Genomic DNA, 14,415 nt, shown 5'->3' with positions numbered 1-14,415 from the left:
CTTAGCAGTGAGTTTGGCGCAGGAAATGTTCGCGATTGCCCCGGCCATGGGGAAGGCGAACCTGTCCGCCAGCCAGCTCAAGCTGCTGAGCGGCAAGGCACGCTGGATTTTCCGCGTTGCCGAGGCCGGTTTTCCAACCGTTCCAACTATCGCATTGACGCGCTCCGCATGGGAGGCGCTGCAGGCTGAGCGCGCCAAGCGCGACGTGCGGTTGCGTACCCATTGGGTCGCCTGCCTGTTCAAGCTGGTCGACAAGGACGGCAAGCCGCCGATCCTGGTCGTGCGCACATCGGCGGCAAGCCACAATGGCGGGCTGATGCCGGCCAAGCTGGCCATCGCGGCCCCCGCCAACGCCGAGGATTCAGTCGATCCGACGCGACCACTGGCCAAGGCGATCAAGAATGCTTTCGACAGCTATGGTTTTGGCCAGGGCTGGACCGGTCGGCCCGACGAGGATCGCGGCAAGCAGATCGTTCTGGTGCAGGCTACCGCCGCCGGCGAAGTCGAGCAGTTCCTGACGCGCAATGCGACGACCGGAGCAATTGGCCCGGCGCCTGTCGATGGCGCACCTTTGCCAAAACTGCCCGAGTCGGTGGATGCGCTGGTGGCGCTGGTCGATGCCAAGGCCGGCCGGCACATGTGCTGCACCGTTGCCATCAAGCGCGGCGAGGTGGTGTTTCTCTCCGCACGTCCCTCGCAGGTGTCGGCGGCCGCCGACCTCGAGGCCGCCGTGGATCGCGTCAACCGCAAGGTGTGGTCGGCGCAAAATGCCGTCAGCCGCATCGATCCGACGCGTTTGGCCCAGTTGCTGCACCCCCGTCTTAACTCCACCGAAGTCGCGACCCCAATCGCTACCGGGCTTGGCGTGTCACCTGGCGCCGCCAGCGGCGCGATCGTGTTCAATCCCGAAGATGCGGCCCGGCTGCGGGCGCGGGGCAAGCACTGCATCCTCGTCGTCAACGAAACCGGCCCGGCCGATATCGAAGGCATGCGGGCCGCCACCGGCATCCTGACCGCCCGTGGCGGCATGTCCAGCCATGCCGGCGTGATCGCCCGCATCACCGGTAAACCCTGCGTTGCCGGAGTGCGCACGCTGTCGGTCGATACCGGCGAAATGGTCTGCCGCATCGGCGAGCGCGAGTTCCGCACCGGGGATCGCCTGACCATCGATGGCAGTGACGGCTCGGTCTATGCCGGTACCCTGCCCCTGGCTCAGCCGCATATCGGCGGCGCGATCGGCACCCTGCTCGGTTGGTCTGACGCCACCCGCAGCATCGCCGTGCGCACCAATGTCGAGACGGTCGAATCGGCAATGACAGCGCTCAGCTTCGGCGCCGAAGGCATCGGCCTGGCGCGTTCCGAGCACATGTTCTTTTCGCCCGAGCGCATGGTGGCCCTGCGCCGCATGATCCTCAGCGAGGATGAGGAGGATCGCAGCCGCGCCATCAACGGCCTCGTCGATTTCCAGACCGGCGATTATTCAGCGCTGTTCTCGGCAATGAAGGGCCTGCCGGTCACGGTGCGTCTGTTCGATCCGCCACTGCACGAATTCCTGCCGCGTACGGACGAGGATATCGAGGAGACCGCCGAGTCCCTTGGCTTGGCCGTCCGCGCCTTGCGTCTGCGGCTGGAGCGGATCGCCGAGGTCAACCCGATGCTGGGTCATCGCGGTGTCCGCCTCGCCATAACCTATCCGGAAATCCTCTCGATGCAGATGCAGGCCATCATGGCCGGCGTGCGCGCGGCCAGCGAGACGCAGAACGAACCGGTTGCCGTGGAAGTGATGGTGCCGTTCGTCTCGACAGCCAGCGAAGTGGCTTTCGTGCGCGAGCGCGTCAACACCATCGCCGCCAATTCCGGGCTGTTGCGCACCGAGCGCGCGCGCTTCTCATTCGGCACGATGATCGAACTGCCCCGCGCGTGTCTCCGGGCCGGCGATATCGCACAGATGGTCGACTTCTTCTCGTTCGGCACCAACGACCTGACCCAGACCACGTTCGGCATTTCCCGCGACGATGCACCGACCTTCCTGGCTGCCTATCAGCGCAAGGGCGTCTATGAGCGTGACCCCTTCGTCACCATCGACGAGAAGGGCGTGGGCGAGTTGATCGCCATTGCTATCGAGCGCGGGCGTGCGGCAAATCCGCGCCTCAAGATCGGCATTTGCGGTGAACATGCCGGTGATCCGGCCTCGCTGAAGTTCTTTGCGGGCCTGGGCGTCGACTATGTCAGCTGCTCGCCTTATCGTGTCCCGGTAGCCCGGCTGACGCTGGCGCAGGCTTCTGCTTAAATAGTGGCCTGACGATCCCCATATGAAGGGGGCGAAGCCGACAGGGTCGGCGACAAGGGATGGGACGTGACCGACGTGAAATTTCTGCCGGTACTAGCGCTGTTGCCGATGTTTTTTGCTCCTGCGCCGATCGCCTTTGCCCAGGATGGGGCTCAGTGTGCAGCCATTGCTGCAAATGACCAACGCCTGGCTTGCTACGATGGTCTGTTCCGGCCGGCAGCGTCTTCAGACCTTCCTGCAGTGGCTATGCTTGAATCCGAGCAGTTGATCCCGGCACGCCCGAGTGGCCGGGCGCCGGCCACGATGACGGTGATGTGCGAGGACGACAGATTGTCCATCGCCTTTGGCTTTGCCGGCAACACCATGTCGGCCCTCGGCCGCGATGCCGGCATTACGTTGCAATACGACCTGCAGGCCGCGCGCAGCCGGACGCTGCTGGTAAACGCAGAGAACACGGCGATTATCATGAGCGAAGCCGACGGCGCGGCCGCGTTTCTGCAGGGCCTGGAAGGCGCCACCAACCTCACGGTGCGCGTAACCCCGGTTAACTCGCGCTCGCTCTCGGTGCGCTTCCGGGTCGATGCTTTCATGGCCGAAGTCGCGCCGGTGCGCGCTGCCTGCGGGAACTAGCCGGCGCCCGATCACAAATCCGCCAGTCACACTCCTGCCGGGCCGCGGCCATGGTTAACCCATTGCTGCGCCGCAAAAGCCATTTACCGCCTGCTAACCCTAATCAGACATCATTACGAATGTCGGCATTTTAGCGTCACTTTTGCCGATCAGTAGTTTTGTTGCGTAGTGTTGAGTAGCGTATATGGTCTCTTCCCACCGGCCGGTGGTGCAATCGCACCCGGCTAGAGCGGTTCGACGGACACATCCCTTCACCAGGTTTCTGGTCGTCGGGATTTTTTGTGCCCTGACATATACGAGCCTCACAGGCGGCGCCCACGGCCCGGCCTCGGACCTGGAAGCGGCCCTGCCCGCCAATGTCGACATCGTCACGGCAAGCCTGTCCTATACCGGCGTTGACCCTGTGATTACCGGATCGGTCGACCATCTCTTCGACACCGCCAGCTTTACCGGTCCGAACCGCGCCGAAAAGGGCGACCGCGTTCGCCCGCAGGTCGACGTACTGGCCATTTCGCGCAGCTTCGAAGAAGTCCGCGTGCGGCTTGCGGCCTTGCGTGCCGGCCCGGCAGACCCAACCGATCTGGGCCAGTCGCGGCTGGCCGACATCAATCCGCCCGCAACGGGCGATGTCGAAATCGGCCCGCGTATGTCGGTTGCTTCGATCAGTCCGTCGACCGCAGCAGCACTCGACGCAATCGCCGGCATCGCGCCCCAATCGACCACCCCCATGCCCGTGCTGGCGTCCGAACAACTCGCCTACGCCCGGGCGACGGCCCCAGTCACCGGCGGCTTCTCGCCCGGTCCCGTGATTGCCGCGGACGACAAGGAGCTCTGGTGCCTCGCCACGGCGATCTATTTCGAAGCGCGCGGCGAAAGCTATCGTGGCCAGGTGGCCGTGGCCCAGGTGGTGCAGAACCGCGTCAAGGATCGTCGCTATCCCGACACCATCTGTGGCGTGGTGTTCCAGAACCAGAACCGGCGCAATTCCTGCCAGTTCTCCTTTGCCTGCGACGGCATCCCGGAAACCATCAACGACAGCAAGTCCTGGGCCCAGGCGCAGGACATTGCCCGGCGCTTCGCTGCTGGCGAACTCTACCTCACCGAGGTGGCCAACGCGACGCACTACCACGCCACCTATGTCCGACCGGCCTGGGCGCCCCGTATGACCAAGGTTACCCAGATCGGGCTGCACGTCTTCTACAAGTTCAAGAGTGGCTGGCTGTTTGGCTAGCAGACGGTGAAGTTGCGGCCCGACACACAGGTGGTGTCGCCATACGTGCTGACGCGCGTGTTGCCGCTGCGGTAGTGGAAGAACGAGTTGGCGCCGCCGGTGGTGAAGCCGTACCAATTGCCGCCGCTCCAGTAGGAGAAGCGGTTGTGCGGGTAGCGCGGCACTTCATCGACCGCGATGCCCGGGTACTGGACGTGGTCGGAGAACATCGCGTCGGTCGAGTAGGTCCCGGTCTCGGTCGTGGTGATGGTGACGTAGGACACCTTGCCGGCCTCGACCTTCTTGACCACCGCCGTCGATAGCGGCTCGGTCGAGACCCAGTCCTCGCTCTCGACCAGATACTTCCGGCCCTCGAAGCGCACCAGCTTGGACGGATCGAAGCCCTGTGGCACGACGCGGTCCAGCAGGTCATCGGCGAAAGTCTCGACGACCATGCCGGGCCCCGTGAAGGCGATTACGGTTGCGCAGAGGGCGCCCAGGGTCATCCCGAGCAACATATGGCGATCTGGCAGGTCCATGGCTCCTGTCCCGAAATGGTGCGACTGGTCGTGTCGGCCTTAACGAAGCAGTAACCATGAGCGCCGCGCGGGCGCAAAGTTCATCGGTTGTTAGGGTTAATTTCCACAAGCCAAGCGGCTGATATCAAACGGAAATCGCCTCGAAGGCGGCGACGAACCGGTCATGCGCCTCGCGGGTCGGCCAGGGGCGGATCAGCCGGTCGAAAGCCTCGACGTCGAAGGCCGGCAAGGTGGGTGCGCCGAAGAATTTCCGGGCCTCGGAATCTTCGAAGCCGGCAAGGTGGACTGCCTCGAAGAAAGCGGCTTCGCGGTCGGCTTTTTTGACCAGTTTGGCTGTTGGTGCGGCCATGGTGGCCGGCAGCGAGAAGCGCAGGTAAACCGCTGACAATAATCGGTTTTCAACGTCCTTGTAGTTGCCACCCATGGCGGCTTTGAAGGGGGAGATGATGTCGCCCATCACGTATTCGGGGGCGTCGTGCAGCAGGGCCTGGAGCTGGGCCATCGGCGTACAATCCGGCGTGTGAGTGCGGAAGAGTTCGAGCACCAGCACGGAGTGCTGCGCGACGGAAAAGGGATAATCACCAATGGTCTGGCCGTTCCAGCGGGCAACGCGCGCCAGCCCGTGGGCGATGTCGGAGAGCTCGACATCGAGCGGCGACGGATCGAGAATGTCGAGCCGTCGACCCGACAGCATGCGTTGCCACGCACGGTCCTTTAGACGCGCCATATTGCCCCAAAATGCTAGCAGACTGTTACCCGTGAGCGTAACCGATTCGACCGACGCGGGTCAGTCCTCGGGAACGCTGTCGCCGAACGCGTAAGTCGCCCATGCGGGGAGCGAGACGACAACAGGTTTGCCGTCGATGGTGACGATGGACGGATCGGTGATGCGGTCGAGACGGAGAATGGCAACGGCCTTGCCATCGACGACGGTTCCAATCGTCCCGGCTTCTCGACTGCCGGCCACGACGGGTGAACCTGCAGGCGCGTCGATGCCCGAAACAATCACCGGGCGACGGCGAGCGGTGCCGCGGTGCTTCATGCGGCTGACGACCTCCTGACCGACATAGCAGCCCTTGGCGAAGTCGATGCCGTCGAGGATGTCGAGGCCTATATCGTGGGCGAAGGTGTCGTTGGCGGGAAAATCGGCGCCCTGCTCTGAGATGCCATTAGCGGTGCGGGACTGGCGATAGACCGTGTCGCTGGCGTCCCAACTGGTGGCCTCGTCGATTGGAGCGATGGCCCTCCAGCCACTCAGACCGCGCGGGTCGGCGTGGACGAGACCAGCCGTCTGCTCTGTTGCAAAGCCGACGCGGTGCGTCTCGCGCAGGTCGTCGATGACCACCTGTGCCCGCAGGCGGTACATTTTCATGCGCTTGAAGAAATCGTCGGCCACCGTCTGATGGACATCGAGCCAGAGCGCGTCTTCGGCGTAGCCCGCCAGGCCTTCGGCGAGGATTTTGCCTTGCGGGGACAGCAGCGCCCACCAGGCGGCCATACTGTTATTCTCTGCCGGGATCGGGCCGGTCACCACATCGTTGAGTAGTTTGTGCGCGTCGGGACCGGAAAAGCGGAACACGGCACGGTCGGCGCGCAGATGGATGGTCATGGTCACTTGCCTCTCGGACGCTGCCTCCGCTAAACCCGGCTAAGGCTTTGACAGGGCAGGACCAGACACATGGCGCAGTACGATACGATTTTCAAGAACGCCACTCTGGTCAACCATGATGGCGAGGGGCTGGCGGACATTGCGGTGCGCGGCGGGCGGATCTTTGCGATCGGCAGCGTCGGCGACAGCGCCGACGAGATCGTAGACTGCAAGGGCCTGCATATCCTGCCCGGCGTGATCGACACGCAGGTGCATTTCCGCGAGCCTGGACTGACGCATAAGGAAGATCTGGAATCAGGTTCGCTCTCGGCGGTCATGGGCGGCGTCACGGGCGTGTTCGAGATGCCCAACACCAATCCGCTGACCACGACGCGCGAGACCTTCGAGGACAAGATCGCCCGCGCCACCAACCGCATGCATTGCGACTTTGCCTTCTATATCGGCGGCACGCACGAGAATGTCGCCGAACTGCCCGTGCTGGAAAAGCTTCCGGGATGCGCGGGCGTCAAGGTGTTCATGGGCTCATCCACCGGGTCGCTGCTGGTGGCCGATGACGATGGCGTCGAGGCCATCCTGCGCGCCATCTCGCGCCGAGCCGCGTTCCACTCGGAAGACGAATACATGCTCGAAGAGCGCAAGCACCTGCGGGTGGCGGGCGATCCGTCGAGCCATCCGGTGTGGCGCTCGCCCGAAGTGGCGCTCAATTGCACCAAGCGGTTGGTGGGCCTAGCCCACAAGACTGGCAAGCGCATCCATGTGCTGCATATTTCGACGGCCGACGAGATGATCTACCTGGCCGACCACAAGGACGTGGCCAGCGTCGAGGTGACGCCGCACCACCTGACACTGGACGAGACGGCCTATACGCGCCTGGGCACCTATGTCCAGATGAACCCGCCGGTGCGCGACAAGGCGCATCGCGAGGGCATCTGGAAGGGCGTAGCCAATGGCGTCGCCGATATTCTGGGCTCCGACCATGCGCCGCATACACGCGAAGAGAAGGACCACCCCTACCCTGCCAGCCATTCCGGCATGACAGGCGTGCAGACGCTGGTTCCCACCATGCTCGACCACGTGAATGCAGGAAAACTGAGCCTCGCGCGGTTCGTCGACATGACCAGTCACGGCCCGAACCGACTGTTCGGCATTGCCGGCAAGGGCCGGATCGCGGTGGGCTATGACGCCGACTTCACCATTGTGGACCTGAAGCGCCGTGAGACGATCACCAATGAATGGGTGAAGTCGCGGGTCGGCTGGACGCCCTATGACGGGGTGACGGTGACCGGTTGGCCGGTCGGCACGATCGTTCGCGGCAAGACGGTGATGTGGCAGGGCGAGCTGGTGACACCGTCGCAGGGGCAGCCGATCCGGTTTCTTGAGGCGTTGGTGGCTGGGGCCTGAGCCCCTTAACCGGCGCTTCATTGCCCATCCACGGTGTCATCCCGGCGAAGGCCGGGATCCATCCTGAGGTCTTTCCGCGTCCATCACTGATCCAACTATCTCAGGATGGATTCCGGCCTTCGCCCGGAATGACACGGTGGGTGTCGCAGGCGCTTTGCCCTGACCTAAGCCCGCTTCGGCAACATGCCCTTGATTGCCTTCCAGGCCGGCGCGATCACGTAGCCGGCCACCGGGATCAACAGCGCGCCCAAGGCCAGGCCGATGACGAAATCCACCAGGGCTGTGGCGAACCAGCCGGCGAAGGCGCCGATGGCTGAGAAGGTGTGTTCGGCCCAGTGGGCGGCGGCCTCGATGACGTATTCGGGGCCGTTGATGCCGAATTCGTGGAGGCCGTGCGCGACGATGCTGCCGCCCACCCAGGTCATGGCGGCGGTGCCGATCAGGCTCAGCACCTGCATGAAGACGGGCATGAACTTGACGATGCCGCGACCGAAAGCACGGGCGGCGCCGGTACGAGCGTGGGTGGCGGTCCAGAGGCCGAAATCATCGGCCTTCACGATCAGCGCCACCGCGCCATAGACGGCGATGGTGATGCCGATGCCGGCCACAGCGAGGATGGCGGCGCGGGTCCAGAAATCGGGCACTTCGATAGCGGCCAGAATGATGGTCATGATCTCGGCGGAGAGGATGAAATCGGTCTTGATGGCACCGGCGATCTTCCGTTCTTCAAGCGACACGGCGTCGATGGCCACGGGTTCGAGACTAGCCTCGTGATGCTCGGCCTCGTGCGGGGCCAAGGCATGGAAGACCTTCTCGGCACCCTCGTAGCAAAGATAGGCGCCGCCGATCATCAGCAGTGGCGTGATCAGCCAGGGGGCGAAGATGGACAGGATCAGCGCCGCTGGTAGCAGGAAAATCAGCTTGTTCTTGATCGAGCCCCAGGCGATCTTGCCGACGATGGGCAGCTCGCGATCGGCGGTAAAGCCGTGAACGTAGTTGGGGGTGACAGCGGCGTCGTCGATCACGGCGCCGGCGGCCTTGACGCCCGCCTTGGCAGCCTGGCCGGCGATGTCGTCCAGCGAGGCGGCCGCGACCTTGACGAGGCCGGCGACGTCATCGAGCAGAGCAAGTAGACCGACGCTCATGTGCGTTCCTTCAATTGCGTTGCCGTGATTTGGCATCGGCACCGCAAGAGTGCAACATGCGGCTATGCAGAAAAGTCTCATCGCCGCAGCCATCGTCCTCGCCGCAACAGTGCACGCCTTCGCACAGTTCCCGCCGCCGGGCGTCTATCTGTGCGTGGATATGAATGGGGCGTCGTTCGGCGTGCTGACCCTGCAGGTGGCGGGCGACTATGCGTTCAGCTCGGATGCCACCATCGGCGGCAGTGGCCAGATCGCCTCGTCGGGCAACAGTGTCAATGCGCTGAGCGGGCCGCTGGCGGACATCGATCTCACCGGCAGTTTTACGACTGATGAGCGGGGCGAGGCGACGTTCACGTTTTCGACGACGCTGGGGAGTCTGCTGTGCGGGTTGCCGACGGGTTAAGGGGACGGCCCTGACGTCAGGATCGCCCAGTCGACACCCTTCCCCTTGTGGGGAGGGATCCAGGGTGGGGGTGTCACGAGCACCAGACTCGCGGAGAGATACCCCCTTCCTGCTCGATGTACGGACTTAGCTGTAGCTAAGTCCTATCTCGCTTCCCTCCCCACAAGGGGAAGGGTGGACCACTGAGAGGCTTGTGAGATCAGCCAGCAACCTTCGAGAAATCCGCCACCAAGTGCATGGTGTCGCGCAGGCGGGCCAGCAGGTTCAGGCGGTTGGTGCGGATAGCCGGGTCGGCGTCGTTGACAAGGACCGCCGTGAAAAAGGCGTCGACCGGGGCGCGGAGCGAGGCCAGTTCGGCCATGGCGCCCTTGTAGTCGTCCTTGGCGACGTGATTGCCCACAGCGGCATGGACGGCATCGACGGCGAAGGCAAGCGCGGTTTCCTCGGGCAATACCAGCGCATCCTGCGAGACGGCGCCGGCATAGGCCTTGCCGTCTTTCTTTTCCTCGGCGGCGAGGATGTTGGCGGCGCGCTTGTAGCCGGCGAGCAGGTTCTGGCCGTCGGAGGATGACAACAGGGCCGAGAGGGCTTCGGCGCGCTGGGTGATCTGCAGGATGTCGTCGCTGTCAGCGGAGATGACGGCATCGACAAGATCGTGGCGGGCGCCGGCGTCGCGGAGCGAGACTTTCAGGCGGTCGTGGAAGAAGGCGAGGAGATCGGGCTCGACCTTAAGCGGGAAGCGCAGGCCATTCTCGGAGATAATCCGGATCACACCCAGCGCCGCGCGACGCAGCGCGAAGGGATCGCGCGAGCCAGTGGGCTTTTCGTCGATGGCCCAGAACCCGGTCAGCAGATCGAGCTTGTCGGCCAGAGCGACGGCGATCGACACCGGTTCGGTCGGCACCTTGTCGGTGGGGCCGAGTGGCTTGTAGTGCATCTCCATTGCGGTCGCGATGTCGGATGGTTCGCCCTGCGCCGTAGCGTAGTAGCGGCCCATCAGGCCCTGCAGTTCGGGGAACTCGCCGACCATGCCGGTGGTGAGATCTGCCTTGGCCAGCATGGCGGCGCGCTTGGCGCGTTCCGGGTCGGCGCCGACCTGGGGGGCGATTTCGGCGGCGAGCTTGACCAGCCGTTCGACGCGGGCGAACTGGCTGCCCAGCTTGGCGTGGAACACTGTGTCTTCGAGCTTGGGCAGGCCATGCTCGAGCGGCAGAGCCAGGTCGCCCTGATAGAAGAACATCGCGTCGCTCAAACGCGCACGAATGACGCGTTCGTTGCCCGCGGTGATCACGGCACCGCCATCACTGGCTTCGGTGTTGGCAGTGATGATGAAGTTCGGCGCCAGCTTGCCGGTCGCGTCGCGCAGGCAGAAGCATTTCTGGTTGGCGCGGATGGTGGCGATGATGACTTCCTCGGGGAGCTTGAGGAAGGCGGGATCGAACGTACCCATCATGACCACCGGCCATTCGACGAGGCCGGCGACCTCTTCGAGCAGGCCTTCGTCCGTTATTACCGTCAGGCCCTGGGCGAAGGCGAGCTGCTCGGCATCGGTCTTGATGATGTCCTTGCGGCGGTCGATATCGAGCACGACCTTGGCGCGCTCCAGCGCGGCCGAATAGTCGTCGAAGCGGCGGACCTTGATCGCGTCGGGGGCGAGGAAGCGGTGGCCGAAGGTGGTCTGGCCGGAGGTCAGTTCGTTGGAGGCGAAGGGCACCACTACCGGCTCTTCGTTTTCGGCGCCGAAGGTGGCGGTGATGGCGCGCAGCGGACGCACCCAGTTGAAAGTGCCGCTGCCCCAGCGCATCGACTTGGCCCAGGGAAAATCGGTGAGTATCTTCGGCAGGATGGTCGAGAGCAAAGCGACGGAATCGGCGCCCGGCTTGTTGATGTGGGCGACGTAGAAGTCGCCCTTCTTGGGGTCGGATTCGATCTTGGCCTGATCGAGCGAGGTCAATCCGGCCGAGCGCAGGAAGCCGTCAATGGCTGGCTGCGGCGCGCCAACCTTGGGACCCTTTTTCTCTTCGCGCGTATCGGGCGAGCGGGCCGGCAGGCCGGTCACAGTCAACGCCAGGCGGCGCGGGGTCACGAAGGCCTTTGCGCCCTCATAGACGAGACCCGCATCGACCAGCGCATTGGTGACCGCCTTCTTGAGGTCGTCGGCGGCGCGGCGCTGGAAGCGGGCCGGGATTTCCTCGGAAAAGAGTTCGAGCAGCAGTTCGGGCATGGGTGACACCGGGCGTTACAAGTGCCGGTTTGTTAGCTTGCGTGGGTGGCGATGTCTATTGCCGATTACCAGCCGCCGCCGCCGCCGCCACCGCCACCACCGCCGGACGATCCACCGCCGCCACCACCGCCACCGCCGCTTGAAAAGCCGGACGAGCTGGCCTGGACCGGCTGGGCCGCGACCATGGCCGCCGTCATGCTGGCTGCGGCGGCGCTGACGGCGTTGCTCATGTTGGAGGCAGCGTTGCCGGCGCCACCGCCAATACCGCCGCCGCTGCCGTGGTACCAGCCTGGCGAATAGGTGCTGCCGGCCGCCAGATCACTGACGGCTCCGCGGGCCAGTTCGGCTTCGAAGTGGTCGCTCCACGGCTTCTCGACATCGAGGGCGATGGCATACGGCAGGAGGCGCTCGAAGCGGTTGACGGTCATGGCCGGGGCGCCGGCCATGTTCATGCGGTCCTTCTCGGCGGTATCGAGATAGAGCTTGAGGCCATCGATCTGGTCCATCACCTTGCGGCCCTGCAGCGTCGGGGCGCGCATCAGCACGGCGAAGACGATGGTGATGCCGATGATGGAAATAGCCGCGATGGAGGCGACGTTGATGGTCAGGGATGTGAGGCTTTCGAGGGCGAAGCCGAAGACGTTGAAGGCGATGACGGTGAACCAGATGGCGCCGATGACCTTACCGAAGATATTGCCCTTGAAGCCGTTGGCCAGGGCGCCGACGAAAATGGCCAGCAGGATGCCGATGACGATCGAGCCGATCAGCCAGCCGATATCGAGGACGCCCGAAAACACCATGCCGCCCAGCAAGGCGATGGCCAGCAGGAAGCCGATCACCGAGTAGCCGATATTGTTCTTGAACCAGAGCGAGCGGTTTTCCTTCTCGATCGCGTCGGTGAATTCCTGGCGCTTCTTCTGCAGGTCGGGTCCGTTGATCTTGCCGATAATGGTGGTGCGCTTGGATTGCAGGTAGCCGAAGATGACGTTCTCGGCCGTCGACAGCGGCTCGTCTGGCTGCTTGTTGGTCGTCTTGATGTTGAGGGAACCGGAGCTGTTGTCGATGGTGACGAGGCCTTTGACGCCCAGGTCAAAGATGGCCGAGGTCAGCGCCTTCCAACCGACATCGCTGAAGCCCCATTTGTGGATGTAGTGCACCAGCGGCGGCGAGAAGCCCTTGGGGGCGCTGAACAGCGGGATGATCGTACCCTTGTCTGGATCTTTGCCGACGCGGAGCCAGGCCACCGCATTGTAGGCGACGGCGATCAGGGCGGCGAGGAGCGGCAGGGCCAGTTCGCGCAGGTCGAGCAGGCGCTCCATCAGGGCGGCAAGGCCGGTTGGATAGACGATGACGCCCTTGTTGAAGGCAACCGCGATGGTGAGACCCTCGCCGGCGCCGAGGGCGCGGCTGGCGCGGAAGCTGGCCGTCGTGTCGGATGTACGCTTGGTCTGTACGGCCTGCTCGGTGGAGCCCACCGGGCCGGTATAGCCGGCCAGTCGCGAGATCACGGCGCCGTCGGGCAGTGTGACGGTGGCGCGGGCGGTCAGGATCGGGAAAATCCAGTAGTTGCCTGTGGCGTTCCAATAGAGCTCGTCGTGGTCCTCGAAGGACCGCGCCATGCGGCTCATGGTGTAGCGGATGATGTAGGTGTGGGCACCGCGGTCGAGGAAGTAATCGGGGTTGCCGATCCAGATGCGCTGGAAATTGCCCATGCGCTCGACACGGAACATCTCCTGGTCCCCGTCACGGGTGACGCCGGTGACCTCGAAGTCCGGCCGGACCTTGCCGCCATCGCTGCCGGTCATCACCACCGGTATGTCGCGATAGATGCCACGCCGGATCTCATTGCCCTCGGCATTGACCGTGATGGTTTCGGTGACTGAAACCGAACCATCGGTCGCCATGACAATGTTGCTGTCGTAGGAACGGATTTCCTCGCGCGCCATGACAGGCAACGCAAGGAGCAACCCGATCAGCAGGGCGACGACCGGCTGGAATAGTGCGCGCATCGCGGCTAGTTGAACTTGACCGTCGGGACGGCGCGGTCGGCTTCGTTTTCCAGCTCGAAATATTCGGCCTTCTTGAAGCCGAAGCCGTTGGCGACAAGGTTCGACGGGAAGGACTCGACCATGACGTTGAGGTTGCGCGTGGCGCCGTTGTAGTAGCGGCGCGACATCTGGATTTCGTCCTCGACCGTTTGCAGGGCCGCCTGGAATTCAAGGAAGGTGGTATTGGCCTTGAGGTCGGGATAGGCCTCGGCGACTGCGATAAGCTTGCCCAGGGCGGACGAGAGCTGGCCCTCGGCAGCGGCGCGCTGCTCGGGTGTCCCGTTGGAGGCGGCCGTAGCGGCGGCGCGGGCATTGGTCACCGCTTCGAGCGTCTCGCGCTCGTGCGACATGTAGCCTTTTACCGTTTCGAGCAGGTTCGGAATGAGATCGGTGCGGCGCTTGAGCTGCACATCGATGCCCGACCACCCCTCCTCCACCATCTGCCGGTTCTTCACCAGGCCGTTATAGATGGCGATGGCGTAGAAGGCGGCCAGTACGACCACCCCAAGAATGATCCAACCGATCATGACACAGGCTCCCTCAAGCGCAGTTATATGCGGCGGACACTCGCACCTCCGCGCAGTCGTTTCAATCTGGCTTTGGAGATGCTCAGGGGGATATTTGCACGCACTGGCGGGCACATATGGCTGATGAGCGCAGCGTCAGTTCTGGTGCAGCCAGATATTGGACAGCACGATGTCGCTATAGCGCTGCATATAGACATTGGGCTCGACGATCTCACCCAGCCGGCTATCTTCGACAACTGCCTGGCAGAACATCATGCCAAGCATCTCGCGCGCCTCAAAATTGTCGAGACCGTACTTCTCTTCGAGAAGCCGCATGACATCATCGCGGATTTCTTGCGTGCTCACCGAATGCATAGTCAATCGTGTTCCTGCGTCCCCAGGTTGCATAG

At 63.8% G+C, this 14,415-nt stretch carries 13 protein-coding genes; 5 read left to right on the top strand and 8 right to left on the bottom strand.

Features of this window, described 5'->3' with window-relative positions; all coding sequences use genetic code 11:
* The first annotated feature begins 25 nt into the window (after window positions 1–25).
* From IM737_RS18245 to IM737_RS18235, 3 genes are all read left to right on the top strand, one after another.
* A complete protein-coding gene (locus IM737_RS18245) occupies window positions 26–2,290 on the top strand; it encodes a putative PEP-binding protein (protein ID WP_236896475.1) in 2,265 nt (754 codons plus the stop codon).
* A gap of 66 nt (window positions 2,291–2,356) precedes the next feature.
* Window positions 2,357–2,920 (top strand): hypothetical protein, encoded by a 564-nt coding sequence (locus tag IM737_RS18240; RefSeq protein ID WP_236896473.1) that lies wholly within the window; start codon window positions 2,357–2,359, stop codon window positions 2,918–2,920.
* A 184-nt stretch (window positions 2,921–3,104) separates the two neighbouring features.
* Entirely contained in the window at window positions 3,105–4,151 is a 1,047-nt protein-coding gene (locus IM737_RS18235) for a cell wall hydrolase (protein WP_236896471.1), read from the top strand.
* On the opposite strand, the gene IM737_RS18230 is transcribed toward IM737_RS18235, so the two are convergent.
* The 3 genes from IM737_RS18230 to ygfZ all read right to left on the bottom strand — a co-directional run bounded on the left by IM737_RS18230 (window position 4,148) and on the right by ygfZ (window position 6,278).
* Complete coding sequence (locus IM737_RS18230; RefSeq protein ID WP_236896470.1) at window positions 4,148–4,669, bottom strand: hypothetical protein; 522 nt, start codon at window positions 4,667–4,669, stop codon at window positions 4,148–4,150. The genes IM737_RS18235 and IM737_RS18230 overlap by 4 nt on opposite strands.
* Before the next feature lie 124 nt (window positions 4,670–4,793).
* Complete coding sequence (locus tag IM737_RS18225) at window positions 4,794–5,396, bottom strand: HD family hydrolase (RefSeq protein ID WP_236896468.1); 603 nt, start codon at window positions 5,394–5,396, stop codon at window positions 4,794–4,796.
* A 60-nt stretch (window positions 5,397–5,456) separates the two neighbouring features.
* A complete protein-coding gene (gene ygfZ, locus IM737_RS18220; protein WP_236899965.1) occupies window positions 5,457–6,278 on the bottom strand; it encodes a CAF17-like 4Fe-4S cluster assembly/insertion protein YgfZ in 822 nt (273 codons plus the stop codon).
* 69 nt (window positions 6,279–6,347) lie between these two features.
* Between ygfZ and IM737_RS18215 the strand changes: the two genes are divergently transcribed.
* Window positions 6,348–7,679, top strand: coding sequence for a dihydroorotase (locus tag IM737_RS18215; RefSeq protein WP_236896466.1), 1,332 nt, complete (start codon window positions 6,348–6,350; stop codon window positions 7,677–7,679).
* Between the two features lie 164 nt (window positions 7,680–7,843).
* On the opposite strand, the gene IM737_RS18210 is transcribed toward IM737_RS18215, so the two are convergent.
* Window positions 7,844–8,824, bottom strand: coding sequence for a DUF808 domain-containing protein (locus tag IM737_RS18210; RefSeq protein WP_236896464.1), 981 nt, complete (start codon window positions 8,822–8,824; stop codon window positions 7,844–7,846).
* Between the two features lie 64 nt (window positions 8,825–8,888).
* Here IM737_RS18210 and IM737_RS18205 point away from each other — a divergent pair, with 64 nt between their 5' ends.
* A complete protein-coding gene (locus IM737_RS18205) occupies window positions 8,889–9,227 on the top strand; it encodes a hypothetical protein (RefSeq protein WP_236896462.1) in 339 nt (112 codons plus the stop codon).
* A gap of 199 nt (window positions 9,228–9,426) precedes the next feature.
* On the opposite strand, the gene glyS is transcribed toward IM737_RS18205, so the two are convergent.
* From glyS to IM737_RS18185, 4 genes are all read right to left on the bottom strand, one after another.
* On the bottom strand, window positions 9,427–11,451 hold the full coding sequence (glyS, locus tag IM737_RS18200; RefSeq protein WP_236896460.1) for a glycine--tRNA ligase subunit beta: 2,025 nt from the start codon (window positions 11,449–11,451) through the stop codon (window positions 9,427–9,429).
* Window positions 11,452–11,516: 65 nt separating this feature from the next.
* A complete protein-coding gene (locus tag IM737_RS18195) occupies window positions 11,517–13,460 on the bottom strand; it encodes a DUF2207 domain-containing protein (RefSeq protein WP_236896458.1) in 1,944 nt (647 codons plus the stop codon).
* 5 nt (window positions 13,461–13,465) lie between these two features.
* Window positions 13,466–14,026 carry a LemA family protein gene (locus IM737_RS18190; protein WP_236896456.1) on the bottom strand — a complete coding sequence of 187 codons (561 nt, stop codon included), beginning with the start codon at window positions 14,024–14,026 and terminating at the stop codon, window positions 13,466–13,468.
* Between the two features lie 135 nt (window positions 14,027–14,161).
* The gene (locus tag IM737_RS18185) at window positions 14,162–14,386 is read right to left on the bottom strand and encodes a hypothetical protein (RefSeq protein WP_236896445.1); all 225 of its coding nucleotides are present in this window, start codon (window positions 14,384–14,386) and stop codon (window positions 14,162–14,164) included.
* Window positions 14,387–14,415: the final 29 nt, after the last annotated feature.

It is taken from the genome of Devosia sp. SL43 (genome assembly GCF_021729885.1).
Lineage (GTDB): Bacteria > Pseudomonadota > Alphaproteobacteria > Rhizobiales > Devosiaceae > Devosia.
This window is presented reverse-complemented; position numbering and strand designations above follow the sequence as displayed.

Bases quoted from the DNA above. Each gene is read 5' to 3' on its own strand.
- IM737_RS18245 (WP_236896475.1), top strand. From the start codon at position 26: ATGTTCGCGATTGCCCCGGCCATGGGGAAGGCGAACCTGTCCGCCAGC.
- IM737_RS18235 (WP_236896471.1), top strand. From the start codon at position 3,105: ATGGTCTCTTCCCACCGGCCGGTGGTGCAATCGCACCCGGCTAGAGCG.
- IM737_RS18230 (WP_236896470.1), bottom strand. From the start codon at position 4,669: ATGGACCTGCCAGATCGCCATATGTTGCTCGGGATGACCCTGGGCGCC.
- IM737_RS18225 (WP_236896468.1), bottom strand. From the start codon at position 5,396: ATGGCGCGTCTAAAGGACCGTGCGTGGCAACGCATGCTGTCGGGTCGA.
- ygfZ (WP_236899965.1), bottom strand. From the start codon at position 6,278: ATGACCATCCATCTGCGCGCCGACCGTGCCGTGTTCCGCTTTTCCGGT.
- IM737_RS18215 (WP_236896466.1), top strand. From the start codon at position 6,348: ATGGCGCAGTACGATACGATTTTCAAGAACGCCACTCTGGTCAACCAT.
- IM737_RS18210 (WP_236896464.1), bottom strand. From the start codon at position 8,824: ATGAGCGTCGGTCTACTTGCTCTGCTCGATGACGTCGCCGGCCTCGTC.
- IM737_RS18205 (WP_236896462.1), top strand. From the start codon at position 8,889: ATGCAGAAAAGTCTCATCGCCGCAGCCATCGTCCTCGCCGCAACAGTG.
- glyS (WP_236896460.1), bottom strand. From the start codon at position 11,451: ATGCCCGAACTGCTGCTCGAACTCTTTTCCGAGGAAATCCCGGCCCGC.
- IM737_RS18195 (WP_236896458.1), bottom strand. From the start codon at position 13,460: ATGCGCGCACTATTCCAGCCGGTCGTCGCCCTGCTGATCGGGTTGCTC.
- IM737_RS18190 (WP_236896456.1), bottom strand. From the start codon at position 14,026: ATGATCGGTTGGATCATTCTTGGGGTGGTCGTACTGGCCGCCTTCTAC.